The organism is Aeromonas sp. S13(2024) (assembly GCF_041402405.1).
GTDB lineage: Bacteria > Pseudomonadota > Gammaproteobacteria > Enterobacterales > Aeromonadaceae > Aeromonas > Aeromonas veronii.
This window is the reverse complement of sequence record NZ_JBGLRA010000004.1, coordinates 271,605-287,993: the sequence shown is the minus strand read 5'-3', so window position 1 is coordinate 287,993 and position 16,389 is coordinate 271,605. Positions and strand designations below refer to the sequence as shown.

The following is a 16,389-nucleotide window of genomic DNA, read 5'->3' as shown; positions in this document are numbered from 1 at the left end:
GCTATCCGACCCTGCTGACCCCGCTCGACCTTGGTTTTACCCAGCTGTGCAACCGGGTGTTGGGCGTTGTTCCATGCACCATGGCCTTAAAGAGGAAGGCATCATGAGTCGCTATCCCCATCTGCTGACGTCCCTTGACCTCGGTTTTACCCAGCTGCGCAACCGCGTGTTGATGGGCTCCATGCATACCGGCCTCGAAGAGGAGAAGGGCGGTTTTGACAAGCTGGCCGCCTTTTATGCCGAGCGCGCCCGTGGTGGTGTTGGCCTTATCGTCACCGGCGGCATTGCCCCCAACCTGCGCGGTCGGCTGGTACCTCACGGCTCGCAGCTGAGCTTCCCCTGGCAGGTGAGCAAGCACAAGAAGGTGACCAGCGCCGTGCATCAGGAGGGGGGCAAGATTGCGCTGCAGATCCTCCATGCCGGTCGTTATGCCTATCATCCGTTGAGTCTGGCGCCGAGCGCCCTCAAGGCCCCCATCTCCCCGTTCAAGCCACGCGCCATGAGCGAGCGGCAGATCCGCGGCACTATTCGCGACTTCGCGGCGACAGCAGCGTTGGCCAAGGCGGCCGGTTATGACGGCGTCGAGGTGATGGGCTCGGAAGGTTATCTCATCAACCAGTTCATCTGCGAGCGCACCAACAAACGCACGGACGGCTGGGGTGGCAGCAGCGAAAACCGGATGCGCTTCCCGGTGGAGATTGTCCGCGCCATCCGCGAGCGGGTCGGCACCGACTTCATCATTATCTTCCGCCTCTCCATGCTGGATCTGGTGGAGCAGGGCTCGACCCTGGAAGAGGTGATTGCCCTTGGCAAAGCGCTGGAAGCGGTGGGGGTGACCCTGATCAACACCGGTATCGGTTGGCACGAAGCGCGTATTCCCACCATCGCCACCAGCGTGCCGCGCGGCGCCTTCAGCTGGGTGACCGCCGAGCTGAAAAAGCATCTCAAGGTGCCGCTTATCACTACCAACCGGATTAACACCCCAGAGGTGGCAGAGCGGATTCTGGCGGGGGGGGAGGCGGATATGGTCTCCATGGCGCGCCCCTTCCTGGCTGATCCCGAATTTGTCATCAAGGCGGCCGAAAATCGGGCGGACGAGATCAACACCTGCATCGCCTGCAATCAAGCTTGCCTTGACCATGTGTTCAAGCAGAAGCGGGCCTCCTGTCTGGTCAATCCTCGCGCCTGTTTCGAGACCGAATTGACGTTTGGCCGCGTGCCCCAGCCCAAGAAGCTGGCGGTGGTGGGGGCGGGCCCGGCCGGGCTGGCGTTTGCCTGCTACGCTGCCGAGCGCGGTCATCAGGTGAGCCTGTTCGATCAAGCCAGCGAAATCGGCGGCCAGTTCAACTTCGCCAAGCAGATCCCGGGCAAGGAGGAGTTTTACGAAACCCTGCGCTATTTCGCCAAACGGCTGGAGAAGTGTGGCGTCGAGCTCTATCTCGGCCAGCGCCAGAGCGCCGAGAGCCTGCTCAGCGGCGGTTTTGACGAGGTGATCCTCGCCACCGGTATCCGTCCGCGCACCCCCAATATCCCGGGGATCGAGCATCCCAAGGTATTGAACTACCTCGATGTATTGCGGGATCACAAGCCGGTCGGCGAGAAGGTGGCGGTGATCGGTGCCGGCGGCATCGGTTTCGATGTGGCCGAATTCCTTGTGGAGAAAAGGGTAGAGAAGAAGGTGGAGATGGATGCCGATGGGCACCGTGATCACTGGCTCAAGGAGTGGGGCATCGACAAACAGCTTGGCGAGCGCGGTGGCCTCACGGTTCCTGAAATCGACGCCCCCGAGCGCCAGATCTGGCTGCTCCAGCGCAAGGAGAGCAAGGTGGGTGACGGCCTTGGCAAAACCACCGGCTGGATCCACCGTACCGTGCTCAAGAACCGCAAGGTGCAGATGCTCTCCGGGGTGCAATATCTGGGGATCGATGACCAGGGCTTGCACATTCAGGTGGGCGAGAGCAAGCAGTGTCTGCCGGTGGATCAGGTGATCGTCTGCGCCGGGCAGGAGCCCCTCAAGGAGCTGCAGGCCGGGTTGCAGGCGGCAGGCAAGCCGGTGCATATCATCGGCGGAGCCGACGTGGCTGCCGAGCTGGATGCCAAACGTGCCATCCGGCAAGGGGCCGAGCTGGCTGCGATCATCTAGCAAGCCGCGTCCTCTTGCCCTTTTTAGTGCGATAAACCCCTGAGCCTCAGGGGTTTTCTTCATTCGGTGCTGTGCTAAGGTAGCGCCATCATTGCCCCAGAGAAGGAATTGCCCATGGATGCCCTCACCCTGTTGCTCAATCGCCACTCCTGTGGCCGTCTCGCCGATCCTGCCCCGAGCGGTGAGGTGCTCGACAATATCCTCAAGGCGGGCCTGCGCGCGCCGGATCACGGCACCCTGACCCCCTGGCAGTTCATTCTGTTTGAAGGGGAGGGGCGCGAGCGGCTGGGCAAGCTGTTGGCGGACGCCGCCCGTGCCCGTGGCGAAGATGAAGAGAGCATCAAGAAGTGCAACGAAGCGCCGCTGCGGGCACCCTTGGTCGTCGCCGTGGCAACCCGTTATCAGGATCACCCCAAGGTGCCGAAACTGGAGCAGGAGCTCTCTGCCGGTTGTGCCCTGATGGCGATGCAGATGGCGGCGCAGGCACAGGGCTTCAACGGTATCTGGCGCTCCGGCTGGTTTATCTTCGATGAGCAGATCAACAAGGGATTGGGACTGGCGGCAGAGGATCAGCTGGTGGGTTTCCTCTACCTCGGCACCCCCATGCTGGAAGCGCGTAAACTGCGCGAACTGCCGCTCGATGAGTTTGTCCGCCGTTTCTGACTTTTCGGCCACGTTGCGGTTGAGAGAAGCAAAGCCTCGAGAAATCCGGGCTTTTCTGTTTAACCGTGAATAGTAACCAGAGAAATTGGGGAAAATAAATGGCTCAAAGAGGCTTCGCGCGCCATAGCAGGTAATTATTTAAATAGTGCGATGTACCTCGCAATCCTGTTGTATTTCACTATGTAAAACGTTTGCGCATTCGCTAATATCTCCCTGCCAGTTTAGAAGGGCACTCCTTCTAATTTTTCTGCGATGAGAGTCGCAATTCCGTAGCACCTTTTAACAGCCCAATGTCTTCGTGACATTGGGCTTTATTTTTTTATGGGGTGTCAGGGTTGTTGTGAGTTGATGGCGGCATCAAGATGCAGCCCGGTTGGCAGCCTTATGACCGGTTTTTGGCTGGCAGGATCCGGGGCTGGTTGCCGACTACCCGAGTAGCGGCCGGTACATCTTTGGTGACTACGGCACCCGCGCCGATGATCGCCTCCCGCCCTATGGTGACGCCGGGCAGCAAGATGGCGCCGCCCCCAATCCAGACCTTGTCTTCAATGGTGACCGGCAGCGCCGTCTCTGTGCCCTGAATCCGTTCGTCGGCCTCCAGTGCATGGGCTGCGGTATAGATCTGCACGTTTGGCCCAATCATCACATGGGCGCCGATGCGAATGGGGGCATTGTCCAGCAGGGTCGCTCCCATATTGATGTAGGAGTCCTTGCCCAGGTGGATGTGGCGGCCATAGGTGCAGTAGAGGGGCGGGCAGATAAAGGCATTTTCTGCCAGTCCGCCAATCAGTTCCGCCAGTAGTGCCCGCTGCTCAGCCTCATCTTCCGCCTGATTGAAACGGCGATAGCGCCGTGCCGCCTCCCGGCGCAACTGGGCCAGCTCGGGTGCCATGCAGTTGTACGGTTGGCTGCAAATCATCTTCTGGTATTCGCTCATGGCAGGGCCTCAATGATGTGGAAGAACGATGTTAATCCCTCATTGGCCAGAGAAGCGTGAACCGTCCCCCAGAGTGGGAAAGGGGGAGAAACAACAAGAGCACCCGCGGGTGCTCTTGTTTGATAAAGATGCTGACTTTCCGCCTTGAGAGCGGGAGCTATGTTTAGCCGTGCTTGCGGCCGGAGAGGCGGCACCACTCCTCCTTGACGGCTGTCGGATCCATCTCGAACCACTGGCCGTAGATAGTTTCCAGTTCCGGGGCCTGACTTTCCAGCACGCCGGAGAGGGCCATCAGGCTGCCCGCTTTGCCGTGACCGGCGATCAGCGGTGCCAGTTCGCGCAGCGGGCCGGCCAGGATGTTGGCGACCACCACGTCCGCTTCGACATCTTGCGGCTGGTCGGCCGGCAGATAGAGCTCAATCTGGTCGGCAACGCCGTTGCGCGCGGCGTTGTCACGGCTGGCCTGAATGGCCTGCGGGTCGATGTCGATGCCGATGACGCGGGCGGCACCCAGTTTCAGGGCGGCGATGCCGAGAATGCCGGAGCCGCAACCAAAATCGACCACGGTTTTACCGGTCAGATCCAGCCCGTCCAGCCACTGCAGGCAGAGGGCGGTGGTGGGGTGGGTACCGGTACCGAAGGCCAGACCCGGATCCAGCATGACGTTGACCGCATCGGGGTTCGGCACATCGCGCCAGCTCGGGCAGATCCAGAGGCGCTCGCCAAACTGCATGGGGTGGAAGTGATCCATCCACTCTCGCACCCAGTCCTTGTCTTCCAGCTGCTCGACCTTGTAGCCGACATTTTCGCCGAAGATCTGCTGGAAGAAGGCGATAGTGGGGGCCGGATCGGTTTCGGCATCGAACAGCCCCATCACTTCGGTCTCACCCCAGAGCGGAGTTTCACCGGGCATGGGTTCGTAGACGGGCACATCCTTGGCATCCATAAAGGTCACCGCCTGGGCTCCACGCCCCAGCAGCATGTTGCTCACCTTGTCTGCGGTCTTGGCAGTGGCGTTGATTCGAATTTGTATCCAGGGCATGGCGTCGACTCTTCATAAATGTGAAACCGCGAGATTCTACCATCATGGGGCAGTGCTGTCGTGGTTTGCCCATGACGTGGAGGGATACGGGGGCTTTTGCCAGATTGGCACGGTTCCTGTATTGCACTATGCAGGCGAAGACGACCGGTTTTCGCTGAACGCTTTGCTCAAGTTCCGTCATCTTTCACTGCCACCCTCGGGTGGCATTTTTTTATCTGCACTTGTTTGCCTGGTAAACAGTCTGCCAGACAAAAAAAGAGCAAGGTCGGCACCTTGCTCAAGGACGGGCTGACGCCGTTTTGGCGCATTCATGCTGCTGTTGGCACGCCAGATGCAAAGACGAATATGTCCTGCATAAGGATATGTGTGTGATTGTTACCCCAATGTTCAGGTATTCAGGCCATTTCTCGCGAAATGGCCTCTTTTTTGGCTGATTGTCGGACGTTGGCCTGCCACAGGCTGTCATGAGTGCCGCTGATTGTGCCCGTTTGGGGCATCTCCTTGGTGAACTTATCCCATCATGGTGCGTTGGAGGGCTTAGTTGGCAAAGCCGCTCATGTCGATCACCAGCTTGCCTACCATGCGGCCCGCCTCCACCTCGGCATGGGCCTGAGCCAGCGTGACCGGGGTCAGTGACGGGATGGTTCTGGTCAGGGTGGTCTGCAATACCCCTTCATCGACCAGTGCCGCCACCCGGCCGAGCAGGCGGTGCTGCTCGATCATGTCCGGCGTCTGGAACAGGGAGCGGGTGAACATGAACTCCTGGCTGAAGGTGACGCTCTTGCTCTTGAGCAGAGAGAGAGCCCACGGCTCGCTCGATTCGGCGATGGTGCAGATATGGCCAAACGGGCGGATCAGCCCTGCCATGGTGGCCCAGTGCTCAGCGGTAGCGTTGGTGCAGAAGATGGCATCGACCTGAGTGATGCCAAGGGCGGTCAGCTCCTCCTGCAACTTGTGGTGGTTTACGACCTGATGGGCGCCCATCTCGAGGCACCACTCGCGGCTCTCGGGGCGGGAGGCGGTAGCAATCACCTCCATACCGGTGAGCTGGCGGGCCAGCTGGATGGCGATGGAGCCCACGCCACCGGCGCCGCCGATGAGCAGCAGTTTGCCACGACTTTCGCGGGTAAGAGCGAAGCGCTCGAACAGGGTCTCCCAGGCGGTGATGGCGGTGAGCGGCAGGGCGGCGGCCTCCACATTGCTCAAGCTGGTGGGGGCGATCGCGGCGATGCGCTCATCCACCAGTTGTAGGGCGCTGTTGCTGCCCGGGCGGCTGATATCGCCGGCATACCAGACCCGGTCGCCCGCCTTGAACAGGGTCACTTCGCTGCCGGTGGCGATCACTTCCCCCACCGCATCCCAACCCAGTACCCGGGGCGAGCTTTCAATTTTGGCCTTGGGCGAGCGCACCTTGGTATCCACCGGATTGACGGAGGTGGCGGTGACCCGCACCAGCAGATCCCGCGGGCCCGGAACTGGATCGGGCAGGTTGGCTGCGATAAAGCAGTCGGGGTGATCGCTTGGCAGATAGTGAGTCAGGGCAATGGCTTTCATGGTTTTTCCTTTCAAATCGCTGTGCTCGGGATTGCCACTCACTCTAGTCTGGTTGATTATCAAGATTAAGATGGGTAATCGGTAAAGACTGTTTGAATATATGAACAATGTCGATCTGGAGTTGATGGGACTGTTTGCCACCGTGGTGGAGCAGGGAAGCTTTACCCGGGCCGCCGAGCTGCTTGGTATGCCCAAGTCATCGGTGAGCCAGAAGATCTCGCGGCTCGAATCCCAGCTCGGGGTGCGGCTGTTGCAGCGCACCACCCGCAGGTTGAGCCTGACCCCGCAGGGGGAGCTCTATGTGGAGCACTGTCAGGGGCTGCTGGCACTGGCCCGCAGTGCCAATCTGGCGATGGCACGGCTGCGCTCGGCCCCGGCGGGGCGGGTGCGGATCACCGCCCCCGAGGCGACCGGCACCCTGCTGCTTGGCCGGATCCTCGCCGAGTTTCGCGCCCTCTATCCCGAAGTGGTGCTGGAGCTGACCCTGAGTGACGATCAGCTCGATCTGGTGGGGGAAGGTTATGATTTGGCGCTGCGGGCGGCGCCGCTGAAAGACTCCAGCCTTATCTGTCGGCGTATCGGTCAGGTGGCGCGTCATCTGGTGGCAGCGCCCGCCTATCTGGCGGCCCACGGCATGCCGCAGCAGTTGAGCGAGCTGGGCCGTTATGCCTGTCTGGTGCACTCGGCCATGCAGGTGTGGCCATTGCAGGAGGGTGGCTGGCGGCCACAGGGGGCCTGTGTCAGCAACAGCTTGCTGGCGCTGCGGGAGATGGCACTCCATGACGGGGGGATTGCCCTGTTGCCCCACCATGTATGTGAAGGGGATTTGGCGGCGGGGCGGCTGCAGAAGGTGTTGCCGGATCAGCCCATTCCGGCCAACCCGATCTACCTAATCTATCCGAGTCGGGAGCATCTGGCCCCCGCTCTGCGCACCCTGATGGATTTCGTGGCCGAGCGGTTGCCGTTTGCCTGAGTTACCAACTGCTCTGGCTGGCCGACTCCTGATTGGGTTTGAGGCCGAGGGGGACCGACTGGCGCTCCGCCAGCATGCGGATCTGCCCTTCAATCAGGCTGGCGCTGGGGCCCAGCACCAGCACCAGCTGGTGGTCGTTGAGCTGGATCCAGGAGAGGCAGCCCAGGCCCAGCAGGCGGGATTCATCCACCAGTGAAATATCACGCACCCGCAGGCTGAGGCGGGTGATGCAGACGCTCATCGCCACCAGATTGTCCATCCCGCCCAGCACCTTGAGGTACTGGATCGCCAGCATCTGCGGGTCTGAGGGGGCAACGCTGGCAAGGCGCGGATGCTCCACTGCGATGGGCTTGCTCGGCATGCTGAGGGGGGCGCGCTCCAGCAGTTGATAGAACAGCAGGGTGTAGGCAACGAAGAACAGGATACCGACCGGGATGAGCCAGAAGCTGTGCTCCCCTGCCTGATAGCTCAGCACCAGATCCAGCAGACCGGCGGAGAAGTAACTGCCCACCTTGATCCCCAGCCCGCTACAGACAGCGAGCGATAGCCCGGTCAACAGGGCGTGGGCGAGAAACAGCCAGGGGGCGGTAAAGGCGAACAGAAATTCGATAGGCTCTGTGATACCCACCAGTGCCGAGGTGAGCGCCAGGGTGAGCAGCAGCCCGCCCTGTGGCAGCCGCTGCATCCGCTGGCGGTGCAGCCAGATGGCAAAACAGGCGCCCGGCAGGCCGAACATGATGATGGGGTAAAGACCGGCCACATACCCTTCATGAAGGGGTTGGGCGGTGGCCAGCGCCTGCAGGTTGCTCTCGCCAAGGCCGATGACGCTGCCCAATACCTGATGGAGCCCGAGCGGGATCAGCAGTCGGTTGAGGGTGCCGTAGCAGAAGGCGCCAAACGGCGTGGTGAGCAGCTCGGAGGTGAGCAGGGTCAGCCCGCGCTCCAGTGGCGGCCACAGCAGCGAGAGGGGGATGGCTATCAGCAAGCAGGCCAAGGCCGACACCAGCAGGCTGGGAAACTCCCCCCTGGCGATCTGCAGCCAGCGGGGCAGGGTTTGCTGGTGTACCCAAGGGTAGATGATGGCGGTGGTGAGCCCCGCCAGCAGACCGCAGATCATGTCGGCGTGCAGGTTGGGGGCCAGCGTATTGAAAGCGGTGCTGAGCAGCAGGAAGTTGACTGCACCCGCCAGCGTCTGCCCACCCAGTTCCTGCCGACTCAGGCCAAAGGCGATCGCCACCGCATAGATAAGCGGCATCTGGCTGAAGATCGCCTGACCGGTGAGGGAGAGCACCGCCAAATCGAGCACGTCGGGTTGACCAAGCCGGTATATCAGCGCCGCCATCGGCAGGATGGAGACGGGCAGCAGCAGGGCATAACCGAGCCGCTGCAGGGCTTGAGTAACGACTTGTCGAGTGGCTTTAACGGGCATACAGCGGCTACGTTCTGTGACTTGGCGCACAGTTTAACCGGAAAACACCTATTTGGGGATAGTTTTGGAACCCCTAATTTATATTTTTATTATTTCTGCCCGAAAAGCTCGCGCACTTCCCGCGAGGGCGGTGCCGTCAGCAGGCTGACCGTGATAAAGACCACCAGCGCCAGCGTGAGGCTTGGCACGATGGCGTGCAGGCCAGCCAGCTTGATCCCCCACTGACTGAGTACCCCATAGCTGACGATGCCGCTGACCATGCTGGCCAGCGCGCCCGGGCCATTGGCCCGCGACCAGTAGAGACCGAGCACCAGTGGCCAGAGGAACACCGCCTGCAGGCCGCCGAAGGCGAGCAGGTTGAGCCAGATGATCATCTCGGGCGGCTGCAACGCCGCCAGCAGCACCAGGGTGCCGAGGATCAGGGTACAGAGCAGGGAGAGGCGCGGAATGCGCACCTCCAGCTTCTCCTGTTTCGGATTGAGATAGTTGAGGTAGAGATCCTTCACCAGAGTGGCGGAGGCCTGGATCAGCTGGGAGTCGATGGTGGACATGATGGCCGCCATCGGTGCCGCCAGAAAGACCCCGGCCAGCCAGGGGGGCAGCACTTCCATCATCAGGGAGGGCATGATCTTGTCCGGGCTGTCCATGCCCGGCAGGATGGCGCGGCCGAGGGCGCCCGCCAGATGCATGCCGAACATCAGCAGGGCGCTGACCACTGTGCCGATCAGAATGCCGCGATGGAGCGCCTTGCTGTCGCGATAACCAAAGCAGCGCAGCGCCGAGTGGGGCAGCCCCACCACCCCGACACAGACCAGGATCCAGAAGCTCAGCATAAAGGGCTGGGTCAACATGTCGCCGGCCCCCTGCGGGCTCACCAGCTTGGGGTCGATCTCCCTGAGCTGGTGGATGAGGTTCGGCAGGCCGTCACCGGCAATCAAAATCCCCGCCAGCAGGGCGCCGGTGCCGATCAGCATGATGATCCCCTGCAGGGCATCGGTCATCACCACGGCGCGGAAGCCGCCGATGATGGTGTAGAGCAGTACGCAGCTGGCAAACAGCATCAACCCCTGCTGGTAGGAGAGGCCGGTGGCGGTCTCCAGCAGGCGAGCGCCACCGATAAACTGCACCACCATGGTCGCGATAAAGGCGAGGATGATAGTAACGGAGCCGAGGATCACCACCGCCTTGCTCTGATAGCGGGCCCACAGCATGTCGTTGATGGTCACCGCATTGACCCGGCGGGCGATGATGGCGAACTTCTTGCCCAGTACCCCCAGAGTGAGCCAGACGGTGGGCAGCTGGATCATCGCCAGCAACACCCAGCCCAGACCGATCTTGTAGGCCGCTCCCGGTCCGCCGATAAAGGAGGAGGCCGAGGTGTAGGTGGCCACTAGCGTCATCGCCAGCACCAGCCCGCCCATGCTGCGGTTGCCAATGAAGTACTCCTGCACGAAGTTGCCTTGCGCGCGATGGCGGCTGGCCCAGAAACCCACCCCCAGCACCAGCACCAGATAGATGACGAGCGGCAGCATCAACTCAAGATTCATGGGATGACTCCTTGCCGGAAGGGGAGTGGGTATCGAGGGGGATCTCCACAAACAGCCGGTTCACCATCAGGGCGCAGAGCAGAATGAACAGCAGCGGCATCACCATGCAGCTGAGCAGGAACCACAACGGCAGCCCCCACAACTCCAGCTGGAGCGGGATAAAATAGGCGGTGCCATACCAGGCAAAGAAGTAGAGCAGGGTCAGCAGCAGGCAGAAAGCTGCTTCCCGGCGGGCGAGAGCAAAACGGTTCACCTTGGCCTCCGACAAATTTGAGGGGCGCAAGGATAACAAAAAAGGGCCATGTCGCCATTAATGTTGAGCCCTTAGGAGGTCATGAACTGATTTATCTGATGTGAAAAAATCTGAAACCAATAGATTGCTTTCAGATTTTAATATTTTTCACAGGGGCGTTAAATGTGGCTCAGGTTGAGTCATCAGGGCAATTACATTGCAGTCACCCATTGTTCTGTTCAGCAAAGAAAAGGGGGCTCGGCCCCCCCCCAGTTAGATGCGATGGCGATCTACTCAGGTTTGCAGCCAGGTTTCGATACTGCGCTGGATGCCTGCATCGTCCAGACCGAGCAGGGCATAGATCTCCTGCTGGGTACCCTGTTCCACGAAGCGGTCCGGTAAGCCAAGGTTGAGCACCGGCTTGCACTGTTTGCTGCGCATCAGCAACTCGTTCACCGCCGAACCGGCACCGCCCATGATGGCGTTGTCTTCGATGGTGACGAAGTGATCGTGGCTGGCCGCCAGCGACAGCACCAGCGCCTCATCCATCGGTTTGACGAAGCGCATGTCCACCAGAGTGGTATCCAGCGCTTCGGCGGCCGTTTTGGCGTGTTGCAGCAAGGTGCCAAACGCCAGAATGGCGGTGCCTTTGCCCTCTCGAATAATGCGTCCCTTGCCAAGCTCCAGTGCCTGCATCTCTGACGAGATGGGGGCGTCGCTCAGGCTGCTGCCGCGGGGATAGCGTACTGCGGCAGGGCCCTGATGGATATAGCCGGTATAGAGCATCTGGCGGCACTCGTTCTCGTCAGATGGCGTCATCACCACCATGTTGGGCACGGTGCGCAGGAAGCTGATATCGAACGCCCCCTGATGGGTCGGGCCATCGGCGCCCACCAGACCGGCCCGGTCGATGGCAAATAGCACCGGCAGATCTTGCAGCGCTACGTCGTGGATCACCTGATCGTAGGCGCGCTGCAGGAAGCTCGAATAGATGGCCACCACCGGCTTCTTGTCGGCGATGGCAAGACCCGCGGCGAACGTGACTGCATGCTGCTCGGCAATGGCCACATCGAAGTAGCGATCCGGATACTGCTGGCTGAATTTCACCAGCCCGGAACCTTCGCGCATGGCGGGGGTGATGCCAACCAGCTTCTCGTCTTTGGCAGCCATGTCGCACAGCCACTGGCCAAAGATGGCGGAGAAGGTGGGTTTGGCACCGCTTGCCTTGGGTAGGGAACATTCGTCCGGATTAAACTTGGGCACGGCGTGATAGCCGATGGGATCTTTCTCTGCTGGCTCGTAACCCTTGCCCTTCTTGGTTTTGACGTGCAGCAGTTGCGGGCCTTTGAGATTGCGCATGTTGCGCAGGGTCTCGACCAGTGCCTCGATATCGTGACCGTCGATGGGGCCGATATAGTTGAAGCCGAACTCCTCGAACAGGGTGCCGGGCACCACCATCCCCTTGAGGTGCTCTTCGGCCCGTTTGGCCAGCTCCTTGACCGGCGGCAGCCCCGCCAGCACCTTCTTGCCGCCTTCGCGGATGGTGGTGTAGAGCTTGCCGGACATGACCCGGGCCAGATGGTTGTTCAGCGCCCCGACATTCTCGGAGATGGACATCTCGTTGTCGTTGAGGATCACCAGCATGTCTTTATGGACATCGCCGGCGTGATTGAGCGCTTCAAAGGCCATCCCAGCGGTAATGGCGCCGTCACCGATCACGGCAACGACCTTGCGACCCAGCCCTTCGCTCTCGGCGGCGACCGCCATACCGAGCGCCGCACCGATGGAGGTGCTGGAGTGGCCGACGGAGAGCACGTCGTATTCACTCTCGCCACGCCAGGGGAAGGGGTGCAGACCATCCTTCTGCCGGATGGTGTGGATCTGATCACGGCGCCCGGTCAGGATCTTGTGGGGATAGGCCTGATGGCCTACATCCCAGATCAGCCGATCGAACGGGGTGTTGTAGACGTAGTGCAGGGCCACGGTCAGTTCGACCGTGCCGAGACCGGAGGCAAAGTGTCCGCTGGAGCGGCTGACTGAGCGCAGCAGATATTCGCGCAGCTCGTTGCACAGCACCGGCAGCCGATCTTTGGGCAATGAACGCAGCTCGACCGGAGTGTCCGCGAGGGCCAGGTTGGGGAAATTGCTAATATCAACGCTCATATTGTTACTGTTATCCAGCGTTTAGTGGGTTCGCTCGATGATGTAATCGGCAAACGCTTCCAGAATGTCGGTATTGTAGGGCAAGGATTGCAGGGCTGTTAAGGCTTTCCCATGCAGTTCGCGAGCCAGCTCACGGGCATTTTCGAGTCCGAGCAGGGCCGGATAGGTACTTTTCTCCAGCGCCAGGTCAGAACCTTGCGGCTTGCCCAGGGTGGCGGTATCACCTGTGATGTCGAGGATGTCATCCTGCACCTGAAAGGCGAGGCCAATCGCGGCTGCGTAGGTTTGCAGTGCAGCCAGCGTGGCGTCATCGACATCGGCTTTGCACAGGGCGCCGAGCGCCACGGCGCATTCAATCAGCGCACCGGTCTTGTGGCGGTGTACCTGCTCCAGTTCGGCAAGCGTGATCTGGCGCCCTTCGGCCTGCAGGTCCAGCGCTTGACCGCCACACATACCGAGATAGCCGGAGGCGCGGGCGAGGGTACTCAGCATCCGCACCCGGTTGGCCATCAAGGTATCGGGCATGGGGTGATCGGCCAGAATGGAGAACGCCAGGGTCTGCAGCGCATCACCGGCCAGAATGGCGGTTCCTTCGTCAAACGCCTTGTGAACGGTTGGCTGACCACGACGCAGGTCGTCGTTATCCATGGCGGGCAGGTCATCGTGCAGCAGGGAGTAGGCGTGGATGCACTCCACTGCAGCCGCAGGGCCATCCAGCAGTTCGCTCTTGACGCCCAGCATCTCGCCGACCGCGTAGACCAGAAACGGGCGAACCCGCTTGCCGCCCAGCAGCAAGCCATAACTCATGGCATCGCGCAGGCGCGGCGCCATGGCGGGCAAGGATTCAAGTTGTGCTGACAGACAGTCGTCAATACGCTGACGATGCAGACGGGAAAAATGGTCCAGCGCCACTCACTCCTCTCCTTGTTCTGGCTGGAAGGGGGCGAGCTGGTCACTGCCATCGGCTTGACTGAGCAGGATCTGGATCTTCTGTTCGGCCAGTTCCAGCTTCTGCTGACCGGCCCGAACCAGATGAACGCCCTGCTCGAACTGCTTGAGTGCCTCTTCCAGGGGTAGGGAACCTTGTTCCAGCTGATGAACGATGGTTTCCAGCTCTTCCAGAGTGGCATCAAAACTCAGACGGTCGATTTTTTTACTGGCCATGTCCATCCTCGGGGATTGAAAAAAACGGCTTATATTAACATCGACCGTCCACAGGGGGGAGGCAGAAAAGCATTGCCCCCTCAAACTCTCGCTAAACTGGCCGATAATGAGCCATCATTCTCAGTGGATGGATGCTTGCCGCTAGGGTCGCAATAGCAGAAAATTCAACAAACTATAATTAGGCATAAGAACCGGTGACAGGAGTAGGGACGTGGATCTAGGGAGCTTGTTAGGTATCGTTTTAGGATTCGGTGTCGTGATTTACGGCATGATCCTTGGTGGCTCGTTGAGCATGTTTATCGATATGCCATCGGTCTATATCACTATTCTTGGCTCAATCTTCATCGCCATGATGAAGTTCAATATCGGGCAGTTTTTTCTGGCTTTCAAGGTGGCGGGCAAAGCCTTTATGTATAAGGGCGACAAGCTCGACGACCTGATTACCAAAGCCGTTGAACTGGCTGACGCGGCTCGCAAAGGGGGCTTTCTGGCGCTGGAAGCCGCAGAGATCCCCAATGCATTTATGAAAAAAGGGATCGACATGCTGGTGGATGGTCACGATGCCGAAGTGGTGCGCGCCGTGATGGAAAAGGATATCGACCTGACAGCCGAGCGCCATGTCATTGCCATCAAGGTCTTCCGTACCCTTGGGGATCTGGGCCCTGCCATGGGGATGATAGGTACGTTGGTGGGCCTGGTGGCCATGTTGTCAAATATGAGTGACCCCAAGTCGATCGGTCCGGCAATGGCGGTGGCCTTGCTTACCACCCTGTACGGAGCGATTGAGGCCAACATGATCGCTATTCCTATTGCTGACAAGCTGGAGCTGCGCAGCGGGGAGGAGAAGCTCAGTCGTACCCTGATCCTTGATGCCATTATGGGGATTCAGGATGGCCAGAACCCGCGGGTGATCCAGTCCATGCTGCAGAACTATCTGAGCCAGTCCAAACGCAATACCGGCGCGGAGTAAGCACCATGTCTGATTGCAAATGTCCCCCCCCCGGTCTTCCTGCCTATATGGGCACCTTTGCCGACCTGATGTCGCTGCTGATGTGCTTCTTCGTGCTGCTGCTCTCCTTTGCCGAGATGGACGTACTCAAGTTCAAGCAGATCGCGGGCTCTATGAAGAATGCTTTCGGAGTGCAGAACATCCTTGAGGTGAAAGATATTCCCAAGGGAACCTCGGTGATTGCCCAGGAGTTCAGGCCCGGTCGCCCTGAGCCCACGCCGATTGATACTGTGATGCAGCAGACCATCGATATGACCCAGACCGAACTGGAGTTTCTGCCCGGCGAGGCGGATCAGGCCGGTGGTCAGGACAATAGTGATGGCAAGCAGACGGGGGGCGATACCGCGCAGGATGCGAAGAAGGCACAAGAACAGTCCAATACCCTGGCCAAAGCCCTCGCCGAGCAGATGAAAGATCAGATCCAGGACGGTGCCATCGAAATTGAGGCGCTGGGCCAGCAGATCATCATCCGGATCAGGGAAAAAGCGTCGTTCCCGGCCGGTTCGGCGTTTCTGCAGCCCCAGTTCTGGCCGGTTATTCGCAAGGTCGCGACCCTGCTCAAGGATGTGCCGGGTGAAATCACCATCTCCGGTCACACCGACAACGTCGCGACCGAAGATGAGCTGTTCCAGTCCAACTGGGAGCTGTCGTCGCAACGGGCAGTGGCTGTGGCGCACCAGATGCTGAAGGTCCCCGGTTTTGATCAGGGGCGACTGGTGGTGCAGGGGATGGCGGATTCCCAGCCATTGGTGCCCAATACCACCCCGGAAAATCGTCGGATGAACCGGCGGGTGGAGATCGCCATCATGCAGGGCAAACCGACCGTTTCTTCCCCCATTTCCGTACCGGAAGGGAAGTAAGCGAGGGGAATGTCGATGACGCAAGTGGGATCTGCATCAGGGGGCTGACGTGGATTTTGTGTTGGCTTCATATTAAGATGCCTCATCCGAACCGATCGCTGCGGCCTCCTTGCAGATGGCCGCAGTTTCTATTTTCAAGCAACCCAGGTTTCGACTATGAATCATACTCCGATGACTGTTCGCGGCGCTGAGAAGCTGCGCGAAGAGCTCGATTATCTCAAGACCGAGCTTCGTCCCCAGATTATCGAAGCGATTGCCGATGCCCGTGAGCACGGCGATCTGAAGGAAAACGCCGAATACCATGCCGCTCGCGAGCAGCAGGGGTTCTGTGAAGGTCGCATTCAGGAGATTGAAGCCAAGCTCTCCAATGCGCAGGTGATCGATGTCACCAAGATGACCAACAACGGCCGCGTTATTTTTGGCGCGACTGTGACTCTGCTCAAGAGCGAGACAGAGGAAGAGGTGGTTTACCGCATCGTGGGTGACGATGAGGCTGATATCAAACAGAACCTCATCTCTGTCAACTCCCCGATTGCCCGCGCCCTGATTGGCAAGGAAGTGGACGATGTTGCAATCGTCAAGACCCCTGCTGGCGATGTGGAATACGAAGTACTGGAAGTCGCTTATATCTAAGCGAATGCTATAGACGATGAAACAGGGGGGCTGGCGCTCC

Annotated in this window: 15 protein-coding genes; 6 read left to right on the top strand and 9 right to left on the bottom strand. The window is 60.0% G+C overall.

Features of this window, described 5'->3' with window-relative positions; translation table 11 throughout:
• The first annotated feature begins 103 nt into the window (after positions 1 to 103).
• Positions 104 to 2,143 (top strand): FAD-dependent oxidoreductase, encoded by a 2,040-nt coding sequence (locus ACB042_RS08910; RefSeq protein ID WP_371178255.1) that lies wholly within the window; start codon positions 104 to 106, stop codon positions 2,141 to 2,143.
• Positions 2,144 to 2,257: 114 nt separating this feature from the next.
• A complete protein-coding gene (locus ACB042_RS08905; RefSeq protein ID WP_236284857.1) occupies positions 2,258 to 2,806 on the top strand; it encodes an NAD(P)H nitroreductase in 549 nt (182 codons plus the stop codon).
• A gap of 382 nt (positions 2,807 to 3,188) precedes the next feature.
• On the opposite strand, the gene ACB042_RS08900 is transcribed toward ACB042_RS08905, so the two are convergent.
• The 3 genes from ACB042_RS08900 to ACB042_RS08890 form a co-directional block, all read right to left on the bottom strand.
• Complete coding sequence (locus ACB042_RS08900) at positions 3,189 to 3,743, bottom strand: sugar O-acetyltransferase (RefSeq protein WP_371178254.1); 555 nt, start codon at positions 3,741 to 3,743, stop codon at positions 3,189 to 3,191.
• A gap of 163 nt (positions 3,744 to 3,906) precedes the next feature.
• The gene (prmA, locus tag ACB042_RS08895) at positions 3,907 to 4,785 is read right to left on the bottom strand and encodes a 50S ribosomal protein L11 methyltransferase (protein WP_005338919.1); all 879 of its coding nucleotides are present in this window, start codon (positions 4,783 to 4,785) and stop codon (positions 3,907 to 3,909) included.
• 537 nt (positions 4,786 to 5,322) lie between these two features.
• On the bottom strand, positions 5,323 to 6,339 hold the full coding sequence (locus ACB042_RS08890; RefSeq protein WP_371178253.1) for a zinc-binding alcohol dehydrogenase family protein: 1,017 nt from the start codon (positions 6,337 to 6,339) through the stop codon (positions 5,323 to 5,325).
• A gap of 100 nt (positions 6,340 to 6,439) precedes the next feature.
• Between ACB042_RS08890 and ACB042_RS08885 the strand changes: the two genes are divergently transcribed.
• A complete protein-coding gene (locus ACB042_RS08885; protein ID WP_371178252.1) occupies positions 6,440 to 7,312 on the top strand; it encodes a LysR family transcriptional regulator in 873 nt (290 codons plus the stop codon).
• A 1-nt stretch (position 7,313) separates the two neighbouring features.
• On the opposite strand, the gene ACB042_RS08880 is transcribed toward ACB042_RS08885, so the two are convergent.
• The 6 genes from ACB042_RS08880 to xseB form a co-directional block, all read right to left on the bottom strand.
• Positions 7,314 to 8,741 (bottom strand): PTS transporter subunit EIIC, encoded by a 1,428-nt coding sequence (locus ACB042_RS08880; protein ID WP_042080616.1) that lies wholly within the window; start codon positions 8,739 to 8,741, stop codon positions 7,314 to 7,316.
• An 89-nt stretch (positions 8,742 to 8,830) separates the two neighbouring features.
• Complete coding sequence (panF, locus tag ACB042_RS08875) at positions 8,831 to 10,288, bottom strand: sodium/pantothenate symporter (protein WP_139735764.1); 1,458 nt, start codon at positions 10,286 to 10,288, stop codon at positions 8,831 to 8,833.
• Complete coding sequence (locus ACB042_RS08870; protein WP_005338912.1) at positions 10,278 to 10,541, bottom strand: YhdT family protein; 264 nt, start codon at positions 10,539 to 10,541, stop codon at positions 10,278 to 10,280. The genes panF and ACB042_RS08870 overlap by 11 nt, the downstream gene beginning before the upstream one ends.
• Before the next feature lie 273 nt (positions 10,542 to 10,814).
• Positions 10,815 to 12,683, bottom strand: coding sequence for a 1-deoxy-D-xylulose-5-phosphate synthase (gene dxs / locus ACB042_RS08865; protein ID WP_371178251.1), 1,869 nt, complete (start codon positions 12,681 to 12,683; stop codon positions 10,815 to 10,817).
• Positions 12,684 to 12,704: 21 nt separating this feature from the next.
• Positions 12,705 to 13,595 carry a (2E,6E)-farnesyl diphosphate synthase gene (ispA, locus tag ACB042_RS08860; RefSeq protein ID WP_042080637.1) on the bottom strand — a complete coding sequence of 297 codons (891 nt, stop codon included), beginning with the start codon at positions 13,593 to 13,595 and terminating at the stop codon, positions 12,705 to 12,707.
• Positions 13,596 to 13,847, bottom strand: a complete 252-nt coding sequence (xseB, locus tag ACB042_RS08855) for an exodeoxyribonuclease VII small subunit (RefSeq protein ID WP_005338838.1) — start codon at positions 13,845 to 13,847, stop codon at positions 13,596 to 13,598.
• A gap of 211 nt (positions 13,848 to 14,058) precedes the next feature.
• On the opposite strand from xseB, the gene pomA reads away from it, so the two are divergent.
• The 3 genes from pomA to greA all read left to right on the top strand — a co-directional run bounded on the left by pomA (position 14,059) and on the right by greA (position 16,349).
• Positions 14,059 to 14,817 carry a flagellar motor protein PomA gene (gene pomA, locus ACB042_RS08850; protein ID WP_371178250.1) on the top strand — a complete coding sequence of 253 codons (759 nt, stop codon included), beginning with the start codon at positions 14,059 to 14,061 and terminating at the stop codon, positions 14,815 to 14,817.
• Positions 14,818 to 14,822: 5 nt separating this feature from the next.
• Positions 14,823 to 15,716, top strand: coding sequence for a flagellar motor protein MotB (locus tag ACB042_RS08845; RefSeq protein ID WP_371178249.1), 894 nt, complete (start codon positions 14,823 to 14,825; stop codon positions 15,714 to 15,716).
• Between the two features lie 156 nt (positions 15,717 to 15,872).
• Positions 15,873 to 16,349: a transcription elongation factor GreA gene (gene greA, locus ACB042_RS08840; protein WP_005343528.1), complete on the top strand. Its 477-nt coding sequence runs from the start codon at positions 15,873 to 15,875 to the stop codon at positions 16,347 to 16,349.
• Positions 16,350 to 16,389 lie beyond the last annotated feature (40 nt).

Bases quoted from the DNA above. Each gene is read 5' to 3' on its own strand.
- ACB042_RS08910 (WP_371178255.1), top strand. From the start codon at position 104: ATGAGTCGCTATCCCCATCTGCTGACGTCCCTTGACCTCGGTTTTACC.
- ACB042_RS08905 (WP_236284857.1), top strand. From the start codon at position 2,258: ATGGATGCCCTCACCCTGTTGCTCAATCGCCACTCCTGTGGCCGTCTC.
- ACB042_RS08900 (WP_371178254.1), bottom strand. From the start codon at position 3,743: ATGAGCGAATACCAGAAGATGATTTGCAGCCAACCGTACAACTGCATG.
- prmA (WP_005338919.1), bottom strand. From the start codon at position 4,785: ATGCCCTGGATACAAATTCGAATCAACGCCACTGCCAAGACCGCAGAC.
- ACB042_RS08890 (WP_371178253.1), bottom strand. From the start codon at position 6,339: ATGAAAGCCATTGCCCTGACTCACTATCTGCCAAGCGATCACCCCGAC.
- ACB042_RS08885 (WP_371178252.1), top strand. From the start codon at position 6,440: ATGAACAATGTCGATCTGGAGTTGATGGGACTGTTTGCCACCGTGGTG.
- ACB042_RS08880 (WP_042080616.1), bottom strand. From the start codon at position 8,741: ATGCCCGTTAAAGCCACTCGACAAGTCGTTACTCAAGCCCTGCAGCGG.
- panF (WP_139735764.1), bottom strand. From the start codon at position 10,288: ATGAATCTTGAGTTGATGCTGCCGCTCGTCATCTATCTGGTGCTGGTG.
- dxs (WP_371178251.1), bottom strand. From the start codon at position 12,683: ATGAGCGTTGATATTAGCAATTTCCCCAACCTGGCCCTCGCGGACACT.
- xseB (WP_005338838.1), bottom strand. From the start codon at position 13,847: ATGGCCAGTAAAAAAATCGACCGTCTGAGTTTTGATGCCACTCTGGAA.
- ACB042_RS08845 (WP_371178249.1), top strand. From the start codon at position 14,823: ATGTCTGATTGCAAATGTCCCCCCCCCGGTCTTCCTGCCTATATGGGC.
- greA (WP_005343528.1), top strand. From the start codon at position 15,873: ATGAATCATACTCCGATGACTGTTCGCGGCGCTGAGAAGCTGCGCGAA.